Below are 14,963 nucleotides of genomic sequence, written 5' to 3'. Positions count from 1 at the left end.
GCGCCTGATATTCGACCTAAATTAGGAGAGAATCTATGACACGCGTTGCGGTCGTAACCGGAGGTACTCGCGGAATCGGCGAAGCAGTGAGCATTGCATTGCGCGATATTGGCTTCAGCGTTGCTGCGAGCTTTGTCGGCGATGTCGAGCGAGCGCGTTCCTTTACGGAGCGAACAGGGATCGACAGCTTCCAGTGGAATGTCGCCGATTACGACGACTGCCATACGGCTGTCGATCAGATCACGGCGACATTGGGACCGGTCGATGTCCTCATCAATAATGCAGGGATTACGCGCGACTCCTCGGTACTGAAAATGTCGCGCGAAGATTGGTCCGATGTAGTCGATACCAACCTGACCGGCGGCTTCAATATGGTGAAGGCAGTTTTGCCCGCAATGCGCGAGCGCGGATGGGGCCGGATCGTCAACATCGGCTCGATCAATGGTCAGGCAGGGCAATTCGGACAGGTCAATTATTCGGCGACCAAAGCCGCAATCCACGGATTCACCAAAGCGCTGGCGCAGGAAGGCGCGCGGTTCGGCGTTACCGTAAATACCGTCGCTCCAGGCTATATCAACACTGACATGGTCGCTGCTGTCCCTCCTGAACAACTGGCCAAAATCGTTGCCAAAGTGCCGGTCGGCAGACTGGGTGAGGCTCATGAAATTGCCCGCGTTGTCGCGTTTCTGTGTGCCGAAGAAAGCAGTTTCATCACCGGCTCAACGATCAGCATCAACGGCGGCCAGCATATGTATTGAAGGCCAAAGAATGGGGCACCGAAAAGCGATACCGTGCGACGGGATGACTTACAGAATAAGCGTCAAAAAGCACCTGTTCATTGCAACCATCTAGCGCAGGAAATTGCGAAGAGCCTCGAATGCCCGCCTGTGCAAACCGTCTGTGTGGAGATTTGACGCCAATGGATGCGAGCCAAAGCGGATCATAATCAGTCCCGTTTCCGTCTCGATGTGAACGCGCTGGCCATAGACACCTAACGCTGAAATCGATCCGAAGCCATCATGCGCGACCCACCACTGGCTGCCGTAGGAGCCGCGTGATCGTTCAGCATATTTTGATTTGGCATAGAGGTCGCGGTTGCCACCGCTCAGGATGCTGGCCCGCGCCGCAGTTGGAATTCCCGTGCCTTCACTTACGAGTAACGCCAGCCGCGCCATATCCCGGGCCGTGGTGTTCAGGCCCGATGCAGCAATTTCGTCGCCTGCGGTATCGACGAGAAAATGCCCTTCATCCGCGCAACCTGCGGGTTGCCACATCCGTTCGTAGAACAGGTCGGCAAGCCGCTTTCCGCCCGCCCGAGCAATCACCCAGCCCAAGGCATCGGTGACCGGGGTGCGATAGGAAAAGTCGCTACCGGGATCATGATCTCGTCCAGTAAGCCTTGCTAACGCTGCGCGAACGCCGCCATCAGCCAGCGCAGGCGTCCAATAATTCGCCGAATAACGATGCACATCAGCACCCGGATTGGCATAATCTTCATCGAACGCAACGCCATCGGTCATATCGAGAAGATGGTGGACGTCTACCTTGGCAAAACCGCTGTCGGCAAGTTCAGGAACATAGGTCGTAACGGGAGCGTCCTTATCTAGCACGTCATCGGCAATCATGCTTTCTGCCAAGAGCCCAATGAACGACTTGCTGACCGAGAAAGCGTGGTGCGGTGTGTGCCGCGTCATGCCATTATAGTAGCGTTCGTGGATGATCGTCCCGTTGTGGATGATCAGCATTGCGTCGGTGTAGGTCTGCGCTTCAAATTCGGCCCAACTGATTGCACCACCGGCGTCGTCCCCAACACTAGGCAAATCATCCAACGGAACAAAACCTTCGTCGAGACGGCGTGGGGCAGTACTGCGGCACAGCGCGCGCGAAGGTACAAGCTCCCTTGTGTGCTGGAAGGCCCAGCGTGAATAGGGATAGAGCCTCCAGTTTTCGCGCGTCACGCGATGTTCGGGCGGCACCTCTTGTCCCGGACCAATCTTGGCGATCTGCCAATCTAGCGGAGGGGGTAATGTCATCCTGTCACAGGATATTGGTCAACTAATGACTTTTCACGCTTCCATTGCCGAAAGAAGCTCTGCCAGCCTTCGGGGCGCGCACCGCGTTTGCGATTTGCTGCACCGACCTTGAACAGCATCGAAAACTGACGGAACAATGTGCTCCATGCCTCCAGCACTGTTGTACGACTATCCCAGATATGCGTCATTTCAGCACCTGCGCCATTATATTCAATGATAGCAAAATCCTCGCCGCGCTGGAATGCCGCAAAGTCAGCAAATCGGACATCGAAGCGGCCGAAATGGAAGCCATCGATAGCATCGGCAATCGCGTCGAACCGCGCGCGCATCGCTTCTGTGACATAGTCGTTGCCATTCCGGAAAATCGCACCTTTCGAATGACTGCCAGAGAAAACCAGCCGCCGACTTTCGCCCATTGGAACGATGCTGTCCAACGCATTACCGAACCGCCCGAGATATAGCTGGGGTACCATGCCTGCACGGGTATCCGCGAGGATTAGCTGACGCAAGGTCGAACGACCATCGCCAACAATATGCGGAAAATATTTAAGCGTCAGCGAGTGGATATGGCCTGATTTTGAACCGGGCTCCCGGACATAAAAAACACCTGCTTCGCCTTCGACATCGATCATGCGTTGGACTAGGAATGTTTCGCCCTTCGGAAAGTCTTCGGCATATTGGCGCAATTCGGCGGGACAACGGACGGGGCGGACACCCGCACCGCGACAACCGATATCGGGCTTGGCAACCATGGGATATTCCAGGCCCGCAGTCTCGATAGCCGCCTCGATTGATTGCCATTGCACATCGAATGCTGCATCAAGGCGTTCTACCACGACATAATCGGGCAGATGCCTGCGTTCGGGGCCACTTAAACGCGCAAAAAGCTCGCTCTTCCTTTCACCGACCAACCCGCCAGCCGGAAAACCCGGATTTGCGACGAGCGGCGCACGGATGCTTCGATGCCGGAACATCAGGCAACCAATCCAGAGCCACACCGGCGCGTAGAATTTCCAGGCAGGCCAGAACTCGAAATGTGACAAGGCCGGGCCATCCCCGAACGGCGGCATCGCCGATCCCGCTATTAGGCCTTCAGGCTGCGACACGACTATAATCGTGAGCGGAAGAAACGGTTTGGCAGCGTGAGCGTTGGACGCTGTCGACAAAGATCGATTCGAACAGTTCGCGCTGGACATTACTGCCGCCGAGTTCAGAAAGATGATGACAGACAGGGGCGAGAGCCGCTGCGGCTTCGCGGAAATTTTCCGCAGAATAAGACTGGATAGCATTGGCAGTTGCGCCCGCGACCCGGTCGCGCTGCAACAATTGGGTCAGGCGCGTTGCCGCATCGGTCCGCCCGCTTTTCAGCAGTGTAATCAGATAATGCAGATCAAGGAAGCCATTGACGCGGTCGGTAACACGTCCCTCGACATATATTGCAATCTCATCCCATCGAGCCGCGGGCCGGACGCCCTGCATTTCCAACCGGAACAGCAGCGATATTGCGTTTATCTGGTCTTGTGCATGGCCTTTTCGTTGGCCCCAGACCCTGTCGTCGAACAGCGCAAGTGCCGCCGCCTTGTTACCCAGCTCAAGCTCGATCAACGCCAGATGCCACCAATTATGCGTCAACATGAAGGATGAGCAGCGGTCCCAGCTTTGCGAAACACTATGAAGAAACGCCCGCGCCTCAACAGGCTGTTCCATCGCCAGCAGGGCATGAGCCAACGCGTGCTGCGCCCAAGGGTCGCGATCTGGATTGATATCGATTGCCCGGCGCGCAAAGCGAACGGCCAGCTCGGCATGACCTGCTTGCTCCAGCGCGAAGGCATGAAGCCCAAGTGCATATCCGCTTCGCCCTTCAACCGAAGCCGCCATACCCGAAGTCCTCAACATGCCGATGATATCGCCCTTGCTCAATTCGAGTATCTGGCAGAGTTTTGCCGCAACCAGATCATGCGGCGCGCATTCGACGACGCGGCGCAGCGACGAAATCGCCGACCGCTCATCGCCGCAACCCCACGCCGCGATCGCATCAATCGTTCCTTTCTCGCGTTCACTGCACAAGGCATTATTGTCCAAGGCTGCCGCGATATGCGGAGCGGCCTGCGCCTGACCCTCGCACGTCATCTGTGTTAGAAACACTGCCGCTGCATAGGCATGGCCAAGCGCACATTCACGGTCCTCGGCCACGGCATCGAAGATGATCTTCGCGCCAGCGCCGTGGCTGAGCAATTCTTCAGCAAAGGCGTGAATCGCCGATGCAGCGGGCGGCGAGATAGTCGTTATTGGCAGATGGAAATATTCCTCGTTCATGATGCTATCCTCTCAGTTATTCTATGTGAGTTTCGGTTCGAAAATCTTGGCCTTTGCCCAACGGAAGCATAAAGACCCAAGCAAGAGCGCCATGCCCGCAGGCAGTGCGGCGGTAATCAGTTGCTGTGCACCTGCTTCGCCTGCATAATGGGCGACGGCAAACAGCGCGCCTGTCCAGAACGGAGTAGTAACGGCGATGATTGCGGCAACGGCGGCAAACGGTGCTGCGACCAGGCCGCTGGCGGTAAACACCGGCAGGCGTGATCCGGGCAGGAAGCGCGCGGCAAACACCAAAGCCAGAACCCGGCCCGATATCCAGCCTTCGGCGCGCTGTACATCGGCACGGCCGCGTAACTTGCGTCCTAATTTTGAGTTGCCGCCCCATCGGCCCAGCAGATAGAGAGCCAGATCGCCAACCGCGGTGCCCAGAATCACGGCGGATAGCGCCGCGAATGGATCGGCGCCGGTCCGTGCGACCAGCACGCCAGCCGCGACCGTTGCCACATCTTCTGCCACAAAAGTGGCTGCAAACAGGGTCAGACCGAGCAGCAATGGCTGCTGGCTGAGCGACAGGAGAAGCTCGCTAGGCATTTCAGCGCGCTCCGCGAACGCGACCGATAAGGTCGGCAATCGTATCGCGGCTCATCCACAGCAAGGCGGCGGCTGATATCCAGACTCCGCAAGCCAGCGCAAAAAGCTCGCCGCCGTCGTGCGTTCCGTCGGTGTTGAGCACGGATACGCCCAGTGGCGTGAACAAATGAAAAAAGATCGCACCGGAAATAACGCCAATCGCCATCAACGCGCCGAGCGGACGAAGAATGCGAAAGCCATTGGACAGTGCTGCTAACAAGATGGCCGAAGCGATCAGCTCGCCGGTTCCGACGACATATTGGGAGAAAATACCGGTAGGCGCAAACAGCCCTGGCCAGCCGAACGAGCCACTCCATGCATCCAGGGTGCCGAAGATATACTGCGTCTCCGGCGAATTGGTGAACTTGAAAAACAACGACTGGATGAACACGAACGCTATGTAGAGCGTTAGTACAATCGGCAGATATTTGCGTAACATGGCATTTCCTCCTCGGTGGTTCCGATGAGGAACAAATGCCAAATACTAGCCCGAGGATAAAATCACCTTTGGTTATCGTTTCAATGCACGAACGGGGTTGGGCCCGTCTTCGCCAAAAAATTGTAACCGGGGGGTCCAAGGTCACGAATGAACATGAAACGATTGCACGTTTTGCGAAGGATGATTCATGGCCAAATATATTGCTATCATTGCCGCTGCTGCACTTGGATGTGCAGTCGCATTCCATCCTACTCAAGGCTTTGCCAAAACCGAGCCGGTTTACACCGGAACATTCAGCAATGTCGCGGTATCAGGTTACGACCCCGTCGCCTATTTCACCAATGGAAAGCCGGTCAAAGGCAACGCAGCCTATAAGTTTAGCCACAAGGGTGCCGAATATCGTTTCGCCAATGCAGCTAATCTTGCAAAGTTCAAGGCCAATCCAACAGCCTACGCCCCTCAATTTGGCGGCTACTGCGCTTGGGCAGTCAGCCAAGGATACACCGCGTCAGGCGATCCGACTGTCTGGAAAATTGTGAACGGCAAGCTATACCTCAACTACAATCGCGAAGTCGGCAGCAGGTGGGAAAAGAACATTCCGGGCCACATTCGCTCTGCCAACACCAATTGGCCAAAGCTTCTTGCCAAATAGGTCGGCATTACCGATGCTGGGCGTCCCCAGATAACTGCCGCCGACTGAACCCCACAATGTGACGCTGCGGCTGCCAATCCAGCGGATTATCCGCGCAACCGGCGCTGTCAGACCAGACCGCTTATTCCTGCATTTCGGTGTCGAGGTTTGTAGTTGCGCGGACGCCCAAATTTGCGATTTCAATTTGACACAGTCTGATGCAAATATCGCTGCATGATCAGCTTTGGCCCTATGAGTATCACATTGCTGCTCTGCGCCGGCCAAGGTTTGGTCCTCGCGTTTTTGTTACTCTGTGCCCGCCGTAACAAGACAGCAAACCGGTTTCTTGCACTTCTCATTACGGCTGTTGCGGCCCTAATCACACCTTACATCATAGGTTATGCGGGATTTTATGATAAATGGCCATGGCTCAGCTTTGCGCCTTTTTCTTACACATTAGCGTTCGGTCCGCTCATTTATTTCTACGCCCTAAGCCTGATGGACAGGTTACCGACACGCCGGTGGCCGCATTTCCTTCCTGTCCTGTTCCAGTTTCTGGCAGATGCGATTGTCTTCCCACTTCCTCTTGCAACCAAAAACTGGTGGGACGGTTTTGCTCACGCCCCGGTCATTTCGCCGATGTTGGAGTTTGCCACCCTTATCTCTATGGCCGCTTACGGCATTGCCGCCCTTCGTCGATATCGACTGTACCGCCAATGGCTCGCCGACAACAGGACTGACGGCGTGGACTTTGATCCAAGCTGGATACGCAATTTTCTGATCGCCCTGGCCCTTGTCGCCTTAATCTGGCTGGGTTTTATGGCTGCCAATTTGATTAACCCTGCGCGCAATTATTTCGACCAGTTCCTGCTCTATGTGGTCTTCTCGCTGCTTGTCATCTATCTTGGCATTGCGGGATGGCGCCATGGCGAGACACCCTTTCCTGCCTTTCGGATGGAACCGGAAAAGCCCGGCAGGTCCGATGTAGAAAAGCCAGTGATGGAACGGGACTGGACCGGCCGGGGGAAAAATTGGCTCCGCGAAATTGACGAAGCAGAATATTGGCGGGACCCGGAACTGACACTGACCTCACTTGCCCGTCGACTTGGGACCAACACCGCCTATCTGTCCCGTGCGTTAAACGAGAGCGCGCGCGAGAATTTCAACGCAATCATCAATCGGCGCAGAGTGGCTGCGATCCAGCAATGGCTATCCTCGCCGGACGAAGCCCGCGACCTTATGACATTGGCTTTCGAAGCCGGGTTCAGTTCAAAGGCCAGTTTCAACCGCGCTTTCGCCGATTTTGCAGGCATGAGCCCGAGTGCGTGGCGTCTCAAATCACAAAAACAAAGGGCGCTGGAAAGCGTTTGATGATGTGAGGCGACATTTGTTCGCTGTTTGAACAGTCCGTTTTGGTCATCACCAAAATGGAGTTATCCCGATGCGTATATTGTTCCTCACCTCTGCCACCGCAGTCGCGCTAACCATGCTCTCGCCATTGTCCGCATTAGCTGAGCAGCCTATGGAAATAGCAGCGTACCAGCCGCGCACTATCTCTGCCGAAGATGCGCGCGCCGACGTTGCATTGCTTCGGCGCGGATTTGAAACAATCCATCCAGGCCTTTACCGATATGCCGCCAAAAAAGAAATCGACGCAGCATTTGCCAGGTTGGAGGAAGCGGCCTCGCGTCCCATATCCGAGCTGGCGCTACACGGTGAAATTGCGCTCATGCTTGCAAAGATCCATTGCGATCATACCAAAGCCGAAATGTCGGATGCGCTGACGAGATATCGCAAGGCCAACCCCACCCATTTACCCTTCCGCTTCCGCCTGATCGAAGGCCGGATGATCGTCATTTCCAGTGACGGCCAGCCATCATCTCCGCCGCTTGGTTCAGAGATTCTGACCGTAAATGGCATGACTGTTCCAAATCTGCTTATCAAACTTGGCAAGACCATAGCCTATGACGGCGATACCGATCAGGCCATTGCGGTCAAACTGGGCGACGACAGCGATCTGATGGGGGATGATTTCAACGAATATTATCCCTCCTTCTTCGGCTTTCCGACCGAATGGAAAATTGGCTGGAAGATTGTGGGCAGCGCATCAGTTTCGCTGTCGACCTTAAAGCCCATCACTTTTGAAAAATGGGTCAAATTGGATGCGCCGGGTGGCAAATACCGGAATGAATTTTATAACTCGGTCACATGGCGGATGGCCGGGAAAGTCGCGCGTTTGAAAATCGATACCTTTGTCAATTACCGCAACCCTGTCCAACCGACCGCCTTCCTCCGCGGCTTTTTCAAAACGATGAAGTCTGAGGGCATCGAACATCTCATCCTTGATCTACGCAACAATGGTGGCGGTTCTGAAGATGTGTCGATCGCGCTTGGCCGTTATCTATTCGACAGGCCATTTATCTGGTCGAAGCCGGTGCGCTACAAGGCTGTCCGTTTTGGCGATCTTGCACAGCACATCGAGACATGGGGAGACTCGGAAGCGCGCTTCAATCCGCCGCTATCGCTTTTCAAAGAGACGGCCGATGGATGGTATGACCGTATCCCTGTATCCAATGCGCCCGAGGACAGTGACGATGAAAGCACCGTCCAACATCAAATCGCCGGTGCGGATCGCTTCATCGGCCGGCTGACCGTTCTTAGCGGGCCGCAAAATGGATCAGGCGGAACCCGGACCATCGCCCAGCTGAAAGAAAAAGCAGATGCAACCATCATTGGGGAAGATAGTTCCGGGAGCGCCGAGGGTCCAACATCGGGCAGTATCTTTCTGATGACTTTGCCAAAAAGCGGATTGAAAGTGCGGATACCCGAGGCATGGAACCGGACGAACATAAAAAGCTGGGTGCCCAGAATGGGTGTGCCAGCCGATCATCTCGTCGTTCCAACACTGGCCGACTTTCAGGCCGGACGTGATCGTGCCGTCGACGTTGCGCGAACCGGGCCGACCCTTGTTGCCGACCCTGCTGCGCTTATTACGCAAACGCTCGCCGGGCGCTGGACCGGTACGCTGGATTACCGTGATTATGGCAATGACCAACGAACGACGCTGCAAACGATATTGGAAATCAATGGCCTTACCTTGAACTGGACGTACGACGATGGCCCCGACAAGATTGTCCGTTCTGCAGAAGTTTGGACATTCGACCAGTCGGGGCAATCGCTCACCATCACACAGGACGGGAATGCCGAATCCTATCGGGTAGCCGAGCTGAGGACAGCGCAGGACGGTAATGCCCTCACCATGGTTCTCGACGGACACACTATCGAGAACGGCAAGAAAGTGACCGCTCGCCTTATCCTGACCAAGAGCGCAACGCAGCTGAGGTTAACCAAAATGACCAAGCAGGCCGGGGAACCCTTCATTATGCGACACAGCTATGAACTTGGGCCCAGGGGTTAAAAAAAGGGGGCAGTCCCTAAAGGGACAGTCCCCGGCCTTGTGTTATCTGGCTACTGTCCCCTTGGGGACTGTCCCCAACGTCCATCACATCCCAAGCAATAAGATTGGCTTGCGCTACTTTTTCAATTTTTCTTGGGCGAGTTGGAGCGCGGTCTCCAGCGCTTGGTCTGCGGCTACCAAAACATCTGGCTGCACGCCGACGTCTTGCCAGTTTGTACCGGTAATCGGATTGATCGAGCGTGCTTCAGGCAAGCTTAAAGCAAAATGCGGGTGGACACGACGATACTCGAACGGGTTGGCACCACCGCCAGTGACTTCTCCAACAATGGTTGCCCGCTTCAACGCCTGAAAATCATAGGCGAAAGCTTCTGCAGCAGAAAATGTCTTTTTGCTGGTGAGAATGTAGATCGGTTTTTCGCTGCCGAAAACTCGGCCCGGCACCCAATAGGGCGAAATTTGCGTCGAATAGCTATTGCTTGGCCGATCATATCCGCCGCTCATTTTGGAGCCCGGCGGTAGCAAATAGCCGCTCATGAGATTCGCGGTGTCCGCTCCTCCTCCATTTCGGCGAAGGTCGATAATCAGGGCATCACCTTGTGCGGCAATTGTCATCATCGCTGTAAACATATCGGCGGCCATGGGCAGTGGCGGAAACACCCGAACGTCTAACAGGATGATATTGCCTGGTAATCGCTCAATCTTTTCGATGCCATGATTAACCTGTGGACCATAATATTTGATCATTTCCGCCTCACCAAAGGACGAAGGTTCATTTTCAATTATTTCGGCTGGAGAATAATCCAGCGCAAAATGACCATCACTTGCGGTCTTTCGCAGCCATTGCGAAATCGTTCGCGCAAATTCTTCCGCATCGAAAATGGTCCGCCAGTTCGGCGCAGCCTTTCGCATCTCGCGCGCGATCAACCTGGCCTTGGCAGGATCGACGTAGCGGGCCTCGATCAGGGTCGCTGTCTCCCGAAGGACCGCGTCGCGATCCTCCGCGGTTAACGGCGTAGCGAACGCGCTGACCGGAGTAATCAACAGGGCAAAGACGATTGCGACATATTTCATAAATTCTCCGGGTGAAAAGATCGACACGAGAGTCAAGCTGCATGCTTCATGATACAAACGAAACCCATTGCCAATATATAATAGCGCTGTTATATATTGGCAATGGGCTTGAAAATACCATCTTCTCTTGGTACCGAACTTCGCCGTCTGCTCGAACTTCTCGATGGCGATGTGGAACGTCGCTATGCGTCGCTAGGTCTCGATTACCGTGCTCGGTTCACTCCGATAGTGAGGTCTTTGGAAATAGTCGGACCGGCTTCGATCAAGTCAATTGCACACCATAGTGGCCTTTCCCACTCCGCCGTCAGCCAGACCGTGGCGCAGATGGAAAAATATGGGTTGCTAATGTTGAAGCCGGGCAGTGATAGCAGGGAACGGATTGCACAGCCGACCGAGAAGCTCATGGAAATGCTACCGCTGCTTCACATCCAATGGGCCGCAACATACCGCGCCGCAGCGAAGCTTGACACTGAATTATCGGCATCGCTGCTGCAAATCGTCGGTGAAGCCATCGCGGCGTTGGAGCACCAGCCATTTGCTGAACGTATCGCTACAGAAATATATGTTCCGACATCTGCTGCGAACGCCTATAAATGACCCATGGATCGGACCAACATGCTCGAACTCTCGCTGTCGCGAAGACAAATTAACCTAGGCCTGACGACGATTGGATTCGCACTTGCTTCAGGATGCTCGACACTTGGTACAGCTGGAGGCGCTGAAACTGCGCTGGCAGAACTCGAGCGCAGCGCGGGCGGGAAACTGGGTGCAACAATTCTCAATACCCGAACTGGACAATCGATCAGCCATCGCGGCGGCGAACGATTTGGTATGTGCTCAAGCTTCAAGCTTGCACTTGCTGCGCTGATTTTACGAAAAGCTGACGGTGGCGAGCTGGATCTGGACAGCTTTGTCCCGATTACGTCTTCGGACATGGTCTATTTTGCGCCCGTGGTGACCGAGAATCTCGCCAAGGGCGGGATGACCATCGGTGCAATGGCCGAAGCGGCTCAGGTTTTTAGCGACAATGTAGCAACGAACAAGCTGTTGGCGATATTGGGTGGCCCAGCCGGCTTCACGGCAGCGATGCGTGCAATCGGCGATGTTCAGACGCGATTGGACCGTTTGGAACCAGAGATGATGCTTGTAGATGTCGGCGACCCTCGTGATACAACGACGCCCTTTGCCATGGCGCACACCGTGGCCAAGATGACAACGACGAATTGGCTGTCAGTTGGCGCCCGCACAAAGCTTTTGGGTTGGATGGAGGCCACAAAAACAGGCAGCAAGCGCATTCGTGCCGGCCTTCCTGCGGATTGGCGTTCGGGTGACAAAACCGGGACAGGAATGGCCCCAAAGCATGGACCTGACCGTTATAATGACATTGCGATCGCATGGCCAAATGGTGGCGTGAATAAGGGCGCGCCGATCATAATCACGGGATATTATGAATCCCCGGTTAAATCGGAAACCATGAGAGACGAAGATCAAGCTGTGCTGGCAGAATTGGGAAAGATTTCTGCCCATATCGGCCATGGTGTGTTTTCGAAATAACGAGCACTTCACATCATGTCGTTCAGACATATTCAAATCGAAAACTTCCATTGGAATCAGCGTTGAAATAATTGTTCAATTTTGGGACAGTTAATCTCAAGCCATCACTACACAAAGCGGCAATATGCCAAAATATTGGTAATTTTTGTTTGCAAACAAATATTTGCAATTAAACCCGTCAAACATCGTTAACCATCAGTAAATATTACTATATTGACCCCCTGATAATTTCGTAGTCTTTAAATTGTGGGCGCAAACGACTGTGGATGTTCCACGTTCTTGCAGGGGAAGATGTCATGAAAATAAAGAAAATATTAGTGGCTGGAATAGCCGCAGCATTAATTACTGTACCTACAATATTGATCGCCAAGGATGTGCGCGATCCCGGTCGTCTTCCGCGTCCTGACCGTGACCGCGATCAGCCTGCACCGGTAGTGGCTGTTGGAACGGCAACGAATGCGATACCGGTAACAGCTCAAAAGGAAGATGTACGGGATCCTGGTCACATAATCGTGCCAGACAAGTCCAAAGATACAGTCCGTCGCAGATAATTCAGCTTAGCGCCGATCAAAAAAAGGTCGGCGCTATCGACCTCTGGCTGACCGGGGCTGATATGCTTACTGCTGAAACTCCCAAGGGGAAACTCCCTTTCAAGTCGCTCTTTGCGATGTGCGCGACCATTGCAGCATCGCATAGCGCAATTGCACATGCGGAAAATTCAGAAAACCTCAAATACATTCCTCCAATCGAGGACGACGAAAGAATTATAGATGGCCTGTCATTTTCGCCTGTTTTTTTGAACGCCGAACTCGCAGGATTTGAACTGGAACTTGATACTTCGATTGTTCGAGAAGCGCGGCCGCCCATTGTTCAGTCTTCGAATGTTGAAGCGATACCCGGTTCGATGAAATCCGTTGCAACATCCCGTCCGTCACGTGTGACGGACGTTCGTGTGTCGGTGCGAAGGAGCTTCACTGTCACAAAAAGCTTTTTTATCGATACGTTGGCGCGAGCCGAGCTTCCGACAGGAAACATATATGCAAGGCTTGGCAGGGGTCGAACCGAATTTATGGCAGATTTAGGAGTGCGCGCCGAAACGAAGCATGGGAGTATCTGGGCAGGTGCCGCTCGTAAGTTCAATCTCAAAACACAATGGTCAACTGGTCGGGATGTCAATGAAGTATATGGCGGTTGGAACTTGCCTATTGGAAAATCACAAAACCTGAGAATGGATTTTGTTAAAACCGGAAAGCGCGAATATTATCTTCCAAAAGAGCAATCTCTTTCATTTGAGTTTAACAAGGATATCAGCCACAAAAAACGCATAGCAGTATATGCGGGTCGGTATAAGGGCCCTTGGGGCAACGATGTGAATGTCGGCGGAACGCTGCGTTTCAAATTTTAGAGACGTGAATGGGACTTGTCCCGGTTTTGCGCCGGCCATATGGGAATAAAACACGCAAACAGAGTAACCAAAGATCTGAAAAACATATAGAAGATTTCGAGGCAGAGGAGGCTTGGATTATGGTGCGCGGCGGCCATTCCTTGTTGCACGTTAATATATGAAATTGCCGGGCACGCTTGTTAGATGCGTCCTTTGTTGCCCTCCAAAGCATAATTTTTGCTGGTCACTTTCTTCCGGCGCTGCAATGCAATGATCGCTAAATACGTCGGGATAGAACGGCATTGGCCAGCAATCGCTTTACGCCACTTTTATGAATCGGCGCGATAACGCCCAAATATAGTTTCCCATAAATATTGTGAACATTGCATATCGTCGACACGGTAACATGATGACCATGTCCGGACGGTGCCTTGAGTATCGATAGTCGAAAATCAAGGTGGGAATTGTTGCGCCCGACGATCAACTCATTTTCCTGCAATTCAAATATCGGCCATGGCCCAATGGTGTCGCCGACAACATAATGGGTTTTCTGCTCCGGCCGTAAAATGAGCGACGCATCCGGTACGTCCAGTCCGAAACGGGCTGCGGTACGATTTCTAAGCAGTAACATGGCCTTCAACCATAGCGGGGAATGACCAAATATCCCAAAGAAGATATTCGGCATGGACATCGACTTATCGTTAAGTGGGATTTTGTATGAATCCGAAAAATATGCGGAATCAACCAACTTTGCGTCAAGCAAGCTTTGCGAAGGTATGACGGTCGAACTTACCAAAGTCATTTCTTGTTTCCAAACCTCATTAAATCCTCGACAATATTGTTCCGTGTCTCGGGGTCGAGACGGCGATTGCTCAAGGCGAACCCTAGATACGCCCAATTGAACAATTGAGCGCGCGTAACTGCCAGTTCCGGCGGGCAGCCAGCCTTGCAAAGCAGGTCCTTGATGAAATCCACGCGCCGCTTATCAACGTCTTCGACCATTTGCGCGGCTTGCGAATTTACAAGTGCCCATGATCTTACGGCAATTTCAAGTCGTGAAGGCTCCGACAGCACGCGCTCTAATAGCCGGCGTATAGGATTGTGTCCTGGTCGGGTGACGTCTTGGACTATCTGGTCAAACATGCGTTCACGCCAACGCACCAAAAGCGCGGAATGAAAATCGCTGAGGTCTTCAAAATGCCAGTAAAAACTGCCGCGGCTTACGCCAAGAGCGTGCGCCAAAGGCTGCGCCTTAAGAGCATTATGCCCAAGAGCTTCCAACGCTCGAAGTCCCTGGTCTGTCCAGACGGTTCTATTTTTGCGGTCAGTTTCCATACAGAAGTGTATTGACTGAACTTTGAATCTTTGGCAATAGCCCAACCATACATATGTGTATGTAATTGCACCCATGCTGAAATCCCTGCGACCCTGAGGTAGTTAAACTGATGTTAAAAACTGCACACCGCGTTTCAGCTTTAATTGTCGGC

16 protein-coding genes are annotated in these 14,963 nt (G+C 53.5%); 8 read left to right on the top strand and 8 right to left on the bottom strand.

From position 1 onward, the window contains the following. Positions 1-35: 35 nt before the first annotated feature. Entirely contained in the window at positions 36-758 is a 723-nt protein-coding gene (phbB, locus tag EUU23_RS00345; RefSeq protein WP_160352167.1) for an acetoacetyl-CoA reductase, read from the top strand. A 90-nt stretch (positions 759-848) separates the two neighbouring features. Here the strand turns inward: phbB and EUU23_RS00340 are convergent, their stop codons facing one another. The 5 genes from EUU23_RS00340 to EUU23_RS00320 are packed head-to-tail and all read right to left on the bottom strand — an operon-like array spanning position 849 to position 5,418. Beyond that, positions 849-2,033 (bottom strand): serine hydrolase domain-containing protein, encoded by a 1,185-nt coding sequence (locus EUU23_RS00340; RefSeq protein WP_160352166.1) that lies wholly within the window; start codon positions 2,031-2,033, stop codon positions 849-851. Next, a complete protein-coding gene (locus tag EUU23_RS00335; RefSeq protein WP_160352165.1) occupies positions 2,030-3,139 on the bottom strand; it encodes an ATP-grasp domain-containing protein in 1,110 nt (369 codons plus the stop codon). Before EUU23_RS00335 ends, EUU23_RS00340 begins: the two co-directional genes overlap by 4 nt. Beyond that, the gene (locus tag EUU23_RS00330) at positions 3,126-4,349 is read right to left on the bottom strand and encodes a tetratricopeptide repeat protein (RefSeq protein WP_160352164.1); all 1,224 of its coding nucleotides are present in this window, start codon (positions 4,347-4,349) and stop codon (positions 3,126-3,128) included. The genes EUU23_RS00335 and EUU23_RS00330 overlap by 14 nt, the downstream gene beginning before the upstream one ends. A 21-nt stretch (positions 4,350-4,370) precedes the next feature. Next, on the bottom strand, positions 4,371-4,940 hold the full coding sequence (locus tag EUU23_RS00325) for a DedA family protein (protein WP_160352163.1): 570 nt from the start codon (positions 4,938-4,940) through the stop codon (positions 4,371-4,373). Position 4,941: 1 nt separating this feature from the next. Then, the gene (locus EUU23_RS00320; RefSeq protein WP_160352162.1) at positions 4,942-5,418 is read right to left on the bottom strand and encodes a hypothetical protein; all 477 of its coding nucleotides are present in this window, start codon (positions 5,416-5,418) and stop codon (positions 4,942-4,944) included. A gap of 187 nt (positions 5,419-5,605) precedes the next feature. Between EUU23_RS00320 and EUU23_RS00315 the strand changes: the two genes are divergently transcribed. The 3 genes from EUU23_RS00315 (at position 5,606) to EUU23_RS00305 (ending at position 9,467) form a co-directional block, all read left to right on the top strand. Further along, positions 5,606-6,070 carry a YHS domain-containing (seleno)protein gene (locus EUU23_RS00315; protein ID WP_160352161.1) on the top strand — a complete coding sequence of 155 codons (465 nt, stop codon included), beginning with the start codon at positions 5,606-5,608 and terminating at the stop codon, positions 6,068-6,070. A 231-nt stretch (positions 6,071-6,301) separates the two neighbouring features. Further along, positions 6,302-7,420 (top strand): helix-turn-helix domain-containing protein, encoded by a 1,119-nt coding sequence (locus EUU23_RS00310; RefSeq protein ID WP_160352160.1) that lies wholly within the window; start codon positions 6,302-6,304, stop codon positions 7,418-7,420. Positions 7,421-7,490: 70 nt separating this feature from the next. Next, positions 7,491-9,467: a S41 family peptidase gene (locus EUU23_RS00305; RefSeq protein ID WP_160352159.1), complete on the top strand. Its 1,977-nt coding sequence runs from the start codon at positions 7,491-7,493 to the stop codon at positions 9,465-9,467. 114 nt (positions 9,468-9,581) lie between these two features. Here the strand turns inward: EUU23_RS00305 and EUU23_RS00300 are convergent, their stop codons facing one another. Continuing rightward, on the bottom strand, positions 9,582-10,538 hold the full coding sequence (locus EUU23_RS00300) for a S41 family peptidase (RefSeq protein WP_160352158.1): 957 nt from the start codon (positions 10,536-10,538) through the stop codon (positions 9,582-9,584). A 102-nt stretch (positions 10,539-10,640) separates the two neighbouring features. Here EUU23_RS00300 and EUU23_RS00295 point away from each other — a divergent pair, with 102 nt between their 5' ends. From EUU23_RS00295 to EUU23_RS00280, 4 genes are all read left to right on the top strand, one after another. Beyond that, entirely contained in the window at positions 10,641-11,135 is a 495-nt protein-coding gene (locus tag EUU23_RS00295) for a helix-turn-helix domain-containing protein (RefSeq protein ID WP_218939472.1), read from the top strand. A 3-nt stretch (positions 11,136-11,138) separates the two neighbouring features. After that, positions 11,139-12,092 (top strand): class A beta-lactamase, encoded by a 954-nt coding sequence (gene bla / locus EUU23_RS00290; RefSeq protein WP_160352157.1) that lies wholly within the window; start codon positions 11,139-11,141, stop codon positions 12,090-12,092. 296 nt (positions 12,093-12,388) lie between these two features. Further along, positions 12,389-12,643: a hypothetical protein gene (locus EUU23_RS00285; RefSeq protein WP_160352156.1), complete on the top strand. Its 255-nt coding sequence runs from the start codon at positions 12,389-12,391 to the stop codon at positions 12,641-12,643. A gap of 62 nt (positions 12,644-12,705) precedes the next feature. Next, a complete protein-coding gene (locus EUU23_RS00280) occupies positions 12,706-13,497 on the top strand; it encodes a hypothetical protein (protein WP_160352155.1) in 792 nt (263 codons plus the stop codon). Positions 13,498-13,753: 256 nt separating this feature from the next. Here EUU23_RS00280 and EUU23_RS00275 read toward each other — a convergent pair whose 3' ends face one another. Both EUU23_RS00275 and EUU23_RS00270 read right to left on the bottom strand, forming a co-directional pair. Then, positions 13,754-14,278: a DUF2867 domain-containing protein gene (locus EUU23_RS00275; protein ID WP_160352154.1), complete on the bottom strand. Its 525-nt coding sequence runs from the start codon at positions 14,276-14,278 to the stop codon at positions 13,754-13,756. Next, entirely contained in the window at positions 14,275-14,886 is a 612-nt protein-coding gene (locus EUU23_RS00270) for a TetR/AcrR family transcriptional regulator (RefSeq protein WP_218939471.1), read from the bottom strand. The genes EUU23_RS00275 and EUU23_RS00270 overlap by 4 nt, the downstream gene beginning before the upstream one ends. Positions 14,887-14,963: the final 77 nt, after the last annotated feature.

The organism is Sphingorhabdus profundilacus (genome assembly GCF_009769755.1).
Classification (GTDB): domain Bacteria; phylum Pseudomonadota; class Alphaproteobacteria; order Sphingomonadales; family Sphingomonadaceae; genus Sphingorhabdus_B; species Sphingorhabdus_B profundilacus.
This window is presented reverse-complemented; position numbering and strand designations above follow the sequence as displayed.

Coding starts and splice junctions, on each gene's coding strand:
- EUU23_RS00340 (WP_160352166.1), bottom strand. CDS start 2,033: ATGACATTACCCCCTCCGCTAGATTGGCAGATCGCCAAGATTGGTCCG.
- EUU23_RS00330 (WP_160352164.1), bottom strand. CDS start 4,349: ATGAACGAGGAATATTTCCATCTGCCAATAACGACTATCTCGCCGCCC.
- EUU23_RS00280 (WP_160352155.1), top strand. CDS start 12,706: ATGCTTACTGCTGAAACTCCCAAGGGGAAACTCCCTTTCAAGTCGCTC.
- EUU23_RS00295 (WP_218939472.1), top strand. CDS start 10,641: ATGGGCTTGAAAATACCATCTTCTCTTGGTACCGAACTTCGCCGTCTG.
- EUU23_RS00285 (WP_160352156.1), top strand. CDS start 12,389: ATGAAAATAAAGAAAATATTAGTGGCTGGAATAGCCGCAGCATTAATT.
- EUU23_RS00275 (WP_160352154.1), bottom strand. CDS start 14,278: ATGACTTTGGTAAGTTCGACCGTCATACCTTCGCAAAGCTTGCTTGAC.
- EUU23_RS00305 (WP_160352159.1), top strand. CDS start 7,491: ATGCGTATATTGTTCCTCACCTCTGCCACCGCAGTCGCGCTAACCATG.
- bla (WP_160352157.1), top strand. CDS start 11,139: ATGGATCGGACCAACATGCTCGAACTCTCGCTGTCGCGAAGACAAATT.
- EUU23_RS00325 (WP_160352163.1), bottom strand. CDS start 4,940: ATGCCTAGCGAGCTTCTCCTGTCGCTCAGCCAGCAGCCATTGCTGCTC.
- phbB (WP_160352167.1), top strand. CDS start 36: ATGACACGCGTTGCGGTCGTAACCGGAGGTACTCGCGGAATCGGCGAA.
- EUU23_RS00310 (WP_160352160.1), top strand. CDS start 6,302: ATGAGTATCACATTGCTGCTCTGCGCCGGCCAAGGTTTGGTCCTCGCG.
- EUU23_RS00320 (WP_160352162.1), bottom strand. CDS start 5,418: ATGTTACGCAAATATCTGCCGATTGTACTAACGCTCTACATAGCGTTC.
- EUU23_RS00270 (WP_218939471.1), bottom strand. CDS start 14,886: ATGGGTGCAATTACATACACATATGTATGGTTGGGCTATTGCCAAAGA.
- EUU23_RS00300 (WP_160352158.1), bottom strand. CDS start 10,538: ATGAAATATGTCGCAATCGTCTTTGCCCTGTTGATTACTCCGGTCAGC.
- EUU23_RS00315 (WP_160352161.1), top strand. CDS start 5,606: ATGGCCAAATATATTGCTATCATTGCCGCTGCTGCACTTGGATGTGCA.